The following is a 9,505-nucleotide window of genomic DNA, read 5'->3' on the forward strand; positions in this document are numbered from 1 at the left end:
GAAAGAGAAGGGCTACTTCGAAGAAGAAGGTCTGAACGTCGAAATCGAAGCGCAATCGAACTGGAAAGTTTTGCTGGACCGAGTGATCGACGGCCAACTCGACGGCGCCCACATGCTGGCCGGCCAGCCGATCGGTGCGACGATCGGGTTCGGCACCCAAGCTCACGTGATCACCGCCTACAGCCTGGATTACAACGGCAACGGGATCACCGTCAGCAACGAAATCTGGGAACAGATGCAGGAGAATGATCCAGCACTGAAATCGGATACCCCGCCGCATCCGATTCCCGCGACCTCGCTCAAACCGATCGTTGATTCGTACAAGCAAGAGGGCAAGGACTTCAACATGGGGATGGTTTTCCCCGTCAGCACGCACAACTACGAAATTCGATATTGGCTCGCCGCCGCGGGCATTCATCCGGGGATGTACACCGAAGAAAACATCCAAGGGACCGTCGACGCCGACGTGTTGCTGTCGGTGACCCCACCGCCCCAGATGCCCGCCACACTGGAAGCAGGGACGATCCTCGGTTACTGCGTCGGCGAACCGTGGAATCAACAAGCCGTCGTCAAAGGCATCGGTGTTCCCGTCACCACCAACTATGACATTTGGAAGAACAACCCCGAGAAAGTCTTCGGCGTGACCAAAGAGTGGGACGAGAAACACCCCAACACGCACCTCGCGGTGATCAAGGCTTTGATCCGCGCCGGCAAATGGCTCGACGCAACCGATGAGAACGGCGTGCTGGTCAACCGCCAAGAAGCCGCCAAGATTCTGTCGGGGAAAGATTACGTCGGAGCGGACGAAGATGTGATCGACAACAGCATGACCGGCACGTTCGTGTTCCAGGAAACCGACGTCCGCCCGATGCCCGACTTCAACGTCTTCTTTAAATACTACGCCAGTTACCCGCACTACAGCGACTGCATCTGGTTCTTGACGCAGATGCGGCGCTGGGGCCAGATCACCGAAGGCAAACCCGCGAGTTGGTACGCGGAAACGGCCAAGGAGATCTACAAACCCGAAATCTATCGCAAGGCCGCGGCGATGTTGGTCGCCGAGGGCAAAGCGTCTGCCGAAGACTTTCCCGCAGAGGACTACGACGGCTACCGAGCTGCGACGACGGAATTCATCGATGGCACTCGATACGACGCCAAAGACCCGGTGGGCTACGTCAACGGATTTGAGATCGGCAATAAAGATCCCGAATCGCTGGCGAAGCAGTGAATCACCCTTCGGCGCGATCGACGTTGCACGGACGTCGGTCGCGCCGACCAAGCCTCTTGAAATGTGCATGCCGCGGTGACCGCCTCGCCGTTGCATGTTCGGGAAGCGGCCATTCGGGTCGGACGTCTCGGTCCGGTGCCAGACGTCCGACCCGGCCGTGGATCCCGAACACTGAAACCATCCCACACTCCTATACCCAACCACCTTGTAGCGAATCGTATGAATTGGAGAGGAAACGCACTGAAGTTCTGTGACGTCGCGGGGCTTCCCGCGCTGGAACCGTTCGTCAGACTGCTCGCCGGCGAAGACGTCAAAGAACAACTCAAAGGGATCGCGAAATTCGTGGTCCTGCCCGTCGCGGCCGTCGCCGTGTTCCTGCTGCTGTGGTCGGCTGCCGCCCGCACGGTGGTCACCGACAGCATGCAACTGCCCAGCCCGACCGACACCTGGACGGCCGGCAAGGAACTGTTCGCCATGCATTCGGCCCAGCGTGCCGAGGACCTGAAGGTCAAGCAGGAAAAAACGATGCAAGCGGTCACGTTGCTGGCCCAAGCCAACTCGGTGACCAAGCAGGCCGAATCGGCAACCGGCCAGCGAAAGGAAACACTGCTGGCAAACGCCTTGGTGCTGAAGAAGAAAGCGGTTCAAGCAGCCAACTATCGTCCGTCGAGCGCCCCGACGTTCGTCGACCAGATCATCACCAGTTTGAAAACCGTCTTCGTCGGATTCGCCATCGCGACGTTGATCGCCGTCCCGATCGGCGTGCTGTGCGGCATGAGCCCCTGGTGCAACGCGGCACTCACACCCTTCATCCAAATCTTCAAACCGGTTAGCCCGCTGGCTTGGTTGCCACTGGCTTTCCTGATCATCGTCTGGGCCTATTCGGGCACCAAACCCGGCGAGAACTTTTTCGACAAAGCGTTTTTGATTTCCGCGATCACGGTCTCGTTGTGTTCCTTGTGGCCGACGCTGGTCAACACCACGCTCGGCGTGGCAAGCGTCGACAAGGATTACATGAACGTGGCTCGCGTGCTGAAACTTTCCTGGAGCCAACAACTGTTCAAGATCATTCTGCCGGCCAGTTTGCCGCTGATGTTCGCAGGACTGCGGATCAGTTTGGGTGTCGGTTGGATGGTGTTGATCGCAGCCGACATGCTGGCCCAAAACCCCGGTTTGGGCAAGTTCGTCTGGGACGAGTTTCAAAACGGTAGCAGCCAGACCTACGCCCGCATCGCGTTCAGCGTGATCATCATCGGTTTGATCGGACTGTTGCTCGATCGAATCATGATCTTCATGCGGAACCTGGTCAGCTTCGGTGACCCGCAAGCCGCCTAACCCATTCTTTTCTCACGAATCCTCACACCCCCAGAAAAACGATGAGCGTCGCAGTTCTTGATCGGCCCCGATCCAAAGCGATTGCCAGACCCGCGCCGCCCGACCCGCTGATTTCCATGCGGGCGGTCTGCAAAGGGTATGGGAGTGGTGTCACGCGCAACGAAGTACTCAGCAACATCAATCTGAATCTGCGCAAGGGCGAATTCCTGGCGATCGTCGGTTTCTCCGGCAGCGGAAAAACAACGTTGACGAAGTTGCTGGCCGGACTTGAGATGCCAGACAGTGGCGAGATCGTGATGGACAACGAAATCATCAAGGGGCCGAGCCAAGAACGCGGCATCGTGTTCCAAAACTATTCGCTGCTGCCCTGGCTGACCGTTCGCGGCAACATCGCCCTGTCGGTCGATCGAGTGTTCAAGCATTGGTCACGCGGCGAGCGACGCGACCATGTCGAAAAATTCATTGAAATGGTTGGCTTGTCACACGCCGTGCATCGTCGTCCCCACGAGTTGTCCGGTGGGATGCGTCAACGGGTGTCGTTGGCCCGAACCCTGGCGATGAAACCCAACGTTCTGCTGCTCGATGAACCATTGTCCGCACTCGATGCCCTGACCCGCAGCGTGCTGCAGGAAGAGATCCTCAAGATCTGGGAAGAAGAACGGCAGACATGCTTGCTGATCACCAACGACGTCGACGAAGCGATCTTGTTGGCCGATCGGATTGTCCCGCTGAACCCGGGCCCCAACGCATCGCTCGGCCCGGCATTTTCGGTGGAGCTGGAGCGTCCCAGAGACAAGACCGCGCTGAACCACAACGAGACCTTCAAGGGTTTGCGAAACGCGGTCACCAATTACCTGGTCGCCGTGCGACAGAAGTCGCGTGACGACGAAGCGTTGGCGTCCGAAGCGCCGCCCATCGAATTACCCGAACTGCAACCGCGAAGTCTGCGAGTTCCTCGCGGACGGGCCGGTTAATCATTAATGCCACTTACTTTCACGCCAAACGGGGAACTTTTGTTAGCGGCAGGGCGCGAGCCCTCCGGTCTTTCACGGTCAAATCGGACGGCTCGCGCCGTGCCGCTAACGCCTGTCGTGCCAAAGCAAGTGGCATTGGGCTGACCCCCGCGGGAAAGGTTTCCCGCCTGTCATCCGGCCCCGTACCGGCTTGACTCCTTCCACACACCAACACGAACAACCACAGAACCCCACAAGGCGGACCCATGGCCGGTTATGTAGAAATGTTTCGTCTCGGCAAGACCTACGACACGCCCAACGGGCCGGCGGTCATTGTCGAAGAATTCAACTTGAACATGGCGAAAGGCGAGTACATCTGTCTGCTCGGCCATTCCGGGTGCGGTAAAAGCACCGTGTTGACCATGACCGCCGGACTCAACCCGATCAGCGACGGCGGCATCGTCATCGACGGCCACGAAATCGAAGGGCCGGGTCCGGACCGTGGCGTGGTCTTTCAATCGCCATGCTTGATGCCATGGATGACGGCCATGGAGAACGTGCTGCTGGGCGTCAACCAGGTTTATCCGCACGGCACCAAGGCCCAACGGCATGACATCGCCGGGTACTACCTGACCCTGGTCGGTCTCGGCAATAGCCTTCACACGCGCGCCTCGGCACTCAGCCAGGGCATGCAGCAACGCGTCGGGATCGCGCGGGCGTTTGCCTTGAAACCGAAGATGTTGCTGTTGGACGAACCGTTCGGAATGCTCGACTCGCTCACCCGGATGGAACTGCAAGAAATCCTGTTGGAGATCCTCGTCCGCGACAAAGTCACCACGTTGATGATCACGCACGATGTCGACGAAGCGCTGTTCATGAGCGACAGGGTCGTGATGATGACCAACGGTCCGCGGGCACGCGTCGGCAAGGTGTTTGAAATGCCGTTTGACAGGCCGCGGGTCCGCGCCGAAGTCCTCGATCATCCCCAGTACTACGACTTGCGGGGCGACATGATCCAGTTCCTCGAGGACCAAGACCACAAGAAATTAAAAGCCGATGCGGAAGCGTTGGAGGCGAAAAAACAAGCCGAGCAGGAGCCCGAAGCGGTCGGCGTTTAATCGCGAAGCCGTAGGAACACTATGATCACAGCCACATCTAATCATTCGTTCTTGACCAACATGATCGTGTTGGAGATCGACGACAGCGGTTCGTCACCGAGTTGCTCGATCCCGGTCGCCGATCGCGCGATCGCCGCCTCGCTCGAGACAGGATTGCCCACGATCAAACAGTCCGTCGAGGGCGAAGCAGACGCGGTCGCGATGTGCGTTCCCATCTATCGCTCCGAAGAGATCGCTTCAGTGATCGTTTGGGTCGGCAGCGCCAGCGACGAGACCGTCGGGGTGATGGAGATCTGGCAGCCGATTAGCGAATTCGATGATCTGAACCTCACGCAGGGCTACTACGGTCCGCTGGATCGATTCCAAAACGTCAGCTCGTTCGTGCGTTTCGAAAAGGGCATGGGATTGCCCGGACAGGTTTGGCGCAACCTCAGCTTTGTCATCCACGACAACCTTCCCAGTCATCCCGGTTTCCTGCGTGCCGCCGGTGCGTCCGCCGAATCGTTGCAAGTCGCGATCGGACTTCCGGTCTTCGGCGAAGACTTTCTGGCGACGGCCGTTCTGATCAGCTCCGACTCCGCCCCGATCGCTCGCGGGTACGAGGTCTGGCGGTGCGCCGAGGACCACTTGCTGTTGGAATCGCGCGCCTATCAACGCCTGGAACAATCGCTGATGTACGAGGTCGACCAGACCGTCCCGTTGGAAGGCAGTCTTCCCGGTCTGGCCTACACGTCCGGTGTCGCCACGATCAGCGAGGATCCCGACATCGTTTACTCGGGTCGTCCCTTCCGCGGTGGATTGCCTTGTAAAGGTGTCGCGATCCCGTTTTTCGAACAAGATCGCATGACGAATATCCTGACGTTGTTGCTGTAAGGGAAGAGAAACGCAATGAGCACTATGCTTCCCGTCGTCAACCGACAACCCGAACTGGTCGGGCAACTGCTGCATGAGCAACAACAGCTCAGCGCCGTCGAACAGTTCAGCGACTGGCACACCGACCACGAGTCGTCCGGCACGACGACCGCACCGGCACAAGAAAAATACTATCGCAGCCTGTTGCCGGCGACGGCCCCGGGACCGAACGAACAATTCGCCTTCGAAGTTGATCTGAATGCGTGCAGCGGATGTAAAGCCTGCGTGGTGGCCTGCCACACGCTGAACGGATTGGAGGAAGACGAATCCTGGCGCCGAGTCGGGACGCTGCTGATCGGCGATCCCGATTATGCCGACGCCGCCGCGATCCAACACGTCACCACCGCCTGCCACCACTGCGAAGACCCCGGATGCCTGAACGGTTGCCCGGTCAAGGCCTACGACAAGGACCCGGTCACGGGGATCGTGCGCCACTTGGACGACCAATGCATCGGATGCAAATACTGCACGATGATGTGCCCCTACGAGGTGCCGCAATACAGCGATCGCTTGGGCATCGTTCGCAAGTGTGACATGTGCCACCAACGATTGAGCGTTGGTGAAGCACCGGCCTGCGTTCAATCCTGTCCGAACGAGGCGATTCGCATCACCGTTGTTCCCACCGGGGAGGTTGAAGTTGCCGGGCAAGACACGCTCGTCCCCTCGTCACCGTCGTCAGGCATCACGCGACCGACCACACGTTATGTTGCCGAAACCTCGCTCGATCCCGCGCTGACACGTCCCCAAGACGAGAACGTCGACGAGGTTGCCGAAAGTCATTGGCCGTTGGCCGTGATGCTGGTCGCGACGCAGATCGCCGTCGGTATTCTGATCGCCGAATCGCTCGCCAGCTTGGTGTTGACCGCGGTGGGAATCAGCGTCCCAGACGCCGTGCCGATCGCCGCGGCGCTTTCGGCGTTCGCAATCGGCAACATCGGCCTCGGGATCGCACCGCTGCACCTGGGACAACCGCTTCGCATGTGGCGTGTGTTTTTGGGATTAAAAACCAGTTGGCTCAGTCGCGAAGCCGTCGTCCTGGGCAAATTCATGGGGCTGCTGGCGGGTGCCATCGCGCTGCTGTTGCTGCCGGTGGTCTGGGATTGGATCCCGACATCGATCCAACAATGGATTCCGACCGAATGGATCCCCGCTTGGGCCGGACGGGCGTTGCTGGTCGCGTCGATTCCGGTCGGGCTGGCAGGGTTGTATTGCAGCGCGATGATTTACATCGCCACCAAGCGGCGGCCTTGGCGAAGCGGGCGAACGTTGCCGCGTTTCTTCGGCACGTCGCTGACCTGCGGACCGATCGTCGCGGCGGTCGTGTTTGCGTTGACCGGATTCGGCGTCACCGCCGCGTTGTTGTGCTTGGCCGGTGCCGTTGCGGGCTGGTGGAAATGGACGCGTGAACGTCGGTTGTATCGCGCCCCTGACGGTTCCGAGGATCCCTATGACCGGCGTTCGCGGCGGCTGGTGCATCAGCATCTCGGCGAGACGTTGCGGATGAGAAACTTCAGTGCCGTCGTCGCCACGCTGCTGGCCGGGCTGGCGTTCATGTTGTGTCCGTTTTTGCCCCTGGTCGGTGCGGGCTGTGCCGCGCTGTCGGCCGCCGTTTGGATCGCCGGCGAAAACCTGGAACGTCTGCTGTATTTCCAAAGCGTTGTTTACGACCGCATGCCGGGCACACTTTAAGAGACCACCGCAATGAGCATTGGAACCCCCAAATCATTGACGCAACTTAGCGAAGAGCGTCGCCCGAAGTCGTTTGAGCTTCCCCAGCTGCTGCAGGCTCGCACGGGCAAGATGACCCGCGAACTGCTGCTCAACCCGGGCGATCACGGGTTGGGGATGACACCCGAGTCGTTGCGGGCCGAAACAACCACCGTGGCCGCCTGCGGTTACTGTGCGACAGGGTGCGGACTACGGCTTCACGTCCGCGACGGACAAGCCGTCGGGTTGACCCCCGAAACCGATTACCCGGTCAACCTGGGCATGGCTTGCCCCAAGGGGTGGGAAGCCCTGGAGGTGCTCGACGCCGATGACCGAGCGACCCACCCGTTGCTGCGCGACTCCCATGGCGAACTCAAACGAGTCGATTGGGACACCGCACTGACGACCTTTACCGAACGTTTCAAGGCCATCCAATCCGAACACGGCAACGATTCGGTCGCGTTTCTCAGCACCGGGCAAATCCCCTGCGAAGAGATGGCGTTCCTCGGCGCGCTGGCAAAGTTCGGGATGGGAATGTTGCACGGCGACGGCAACACGCGGCAGTGCATGGCAACCGCCGTGACCGCCTACAAAGAATCGTTCGGGTTCGACGCGCCGCCATACACCTATGACGATTTCCAACAGAGCGATTGTCTGGTTTTCGTGGGCGCAAACCCCTGCATCGGGCACCCGATCATGTGGGAACGCGTGCTCCGCAATCCCAATTCGCCCGAGATCATTGTGCTGGATCCCCGCCGGACCGAAACGGCGATGGCCGCGACCCAGCATTTGCAGCTGCGTCCCAAGAACGATCTGGCCATTCTGTATGCGATCACCCAGCACCTGATCGCATCGGATTTGATCGATCACGAATTCATCGCGGCACACACGACCGGATACGATGATCTGGCCGCCCACGTCGCAGCGTTTACCCCCGACGCCGTCGGCCCCGCTGCCGGCATCTCCGCCGACGAGATACGTCGCGCCGCCGAATCGATCGGTCAGGCAAAGGCGGCGTCGCTATGGTGGACGATGGGCGTCAATCAAAGTTACGAGGGAACTCGAACCGCCCAGGCGATGATCAACATCGCCTTGATCACCGGCAACATCGGACGTCCCGGAACGGGGGCCAACAGCATCACCGGACAGTGCAACGCGATGGGTTCGCGGTTGTGGAGTAGCACGACCAACCTGTTCGGCCACCACAAGTTCGAATCGGCCGAAGATCGCCAACGTGTCGCCGACATCCTGGGGATCGATGTGGACAAAATCCCCACAGAAACCGGTTGGTCCTACGACCGAATCGTCGAAGGGATCCGCAACGACGAAATCAAAGGGCTGTGGGTGATCGCCACCAACCCGGCACACAGCTGGATCGACCGAGGCGACTTCAAGGAGTTGCTCGACAAGCTCGATTTCCTGGTGGTGCAAGACATGTACGCATCCACCGCGACCGCACAACACGCCGATTTGGTGTTGCCGGCGGCGGGTTGGGGCGAAAAAGAAGGCACGTTCATCAACAGCGAACGGCGGTACGGGCTGCTCAAGAAAGTCCGCAAAGCCCCCGGAGAAGCGCTGGCGGATTTCCAGATCTTTCGTGCCATCGCCGCCTACTGGGGCGTTGAAGCCATGTTTGCCGATTGGACACACCCCGAAGCCGTGTTCGAAAAAATGCAAGCAGCCAGCGAAGGCCGCCCCTGTGACATCAGTGGAATCAAGGGCTATCGGCAGCTGGATCAATGCGGCGGCATCCAGTGGCCATGGTCGCGTGAAGACGCAGCGGCACACACGACGCCGCCCCAGGAACGTCGACTGTTTGCCGACGGATCGTTCTGTCATCCGGACGCCAAGGCACGATTGATCGTGGACAACATCACTCCGATGCCCGAACCGCCGGACCAAGACTACCCGACGCTGTTGATGTCCGGTCGCGGCACGGTCAGCCAATGGCACACGCAAACACGAACCAGCAAGAGCAAGGTTCTGCGAAAGCTCTACCCCGAGCGGCCGTATGTCGAAATCCATCCGACCGACGCCAGTTTGATCGGTGTTCACAACGGTGACACGGTGTCGGTGCGTTCGCGTCGCGGCGAAGTCTTCGTCACCGCGATGGTCACACCCACCGTCCAGCGAAATCAAGCGTTCATCCCGATGCACTACGACATCATCAATGAATTGACACTGCGGCATTTCGATCCCCATTCACGGCAACCGAGTTTCAAGGACTGTGCCGTGGCGATCGGCAAAGCCTC

Annotated in this window: 7 protein-coding genes; all 7 read left to right on the top strand. The window is 59.7% G+C overall.

What is annotated here, in order from left to right:
• Nucleotides 1–1,228, top strand: a 1,228-nt coding sequence (locus tag ABX749_RS10790; RefSeq protein ID WP_372895984.1) for a CmpA/NrtA family ABC transporter substrate-binding protein, incomplete at its 5' end; no start/stop codon positions are given.
• A 219-nt stretch (nucleotides 1,229–1,447) separates the two neighbouring features.
• Nucleotides 1,448–2,563, top strand: coding sequence for an ABC transporter permease (locus ABX749_RS10795; RefSeq protein ID WP_372895985.1), 1,116 nt, complete (start codon nucleotides 1,448–1,450; stop codon nucleotides 2,561–2,563).
• A gap of 41 nt (nucleotides 2,564–2,604) precedes the next feature.
• Nucleotides 2,605–3,537: an ABC transporter ATP-binding protein gene (locus ABX749_RS10800; RefSeq protein WP_372895986.1), complete on the top strand. Its 933-nt coding sequence runs from the start codon at nucleotides 2,605–2,607 to the stop codon at nucleotides 3,535–3,537.
• Between the two features lie 245 nt (nucleotides 3,538–3,782).
• Nucleotides 3,783–4,634 (top strand): ABC transporter ATP-binding protein, encoded by an 852-nt coding sequence (locus ABX749_RS10805; RefSeq protein ID WP_145217863.1) that lies wholly within the window; start codon nucleotides 3,783–3,785, stop codon nucleotides 4,632–4,634.
• Between the two features lie 21 nt (nucleotides 4,635–4,655).
• Nucleotides 4,656–5,507, top strand: a complete 852-nt coding sequence (locus ABX749_RS10810) for a hypothetical protein (protein ID WP_372895987.1) — start codon at nucleotides 4,656–4,658, stop codon at nucleotides 5,505–5,507.
• Nucleotides 5,508–5,522: 15 nt separating this feature from the next.
• Nucleotides 5,523–7,235 (top strand): DmsC/YnfH family molybdoenzyme membrane anchor subunit, encoded by a 1,713-nt coding sequence (locus ABX749_RS10815; protein ID WP_372895988.1) that lies wholly within the window; start codon nucleotides 5,523–5,525, stop codon nucleotides 7,233–7,235.
• 12 nt (nucleotides 7,236–7,247) lie between these two features.
• The coding region (locus ABX749_RS10820; protein WP_372895989.1) for a molybdopterin oxidoreductase family protein at nucleotides 7,248–9,505 on the top strand (2,258 nt) is incomplete at its 3' end.

It is taken from the genome of Stieleria sp., from assembly GCF_041595215.1.
In the GTDB taxonomy this organism is placed as follows: domain Bacteria; phylum Planctomycetota; class Planctomycetia; order Pirellulales; family Pirellulaceae; genus Stieleria; species Stieleria magnilauensis.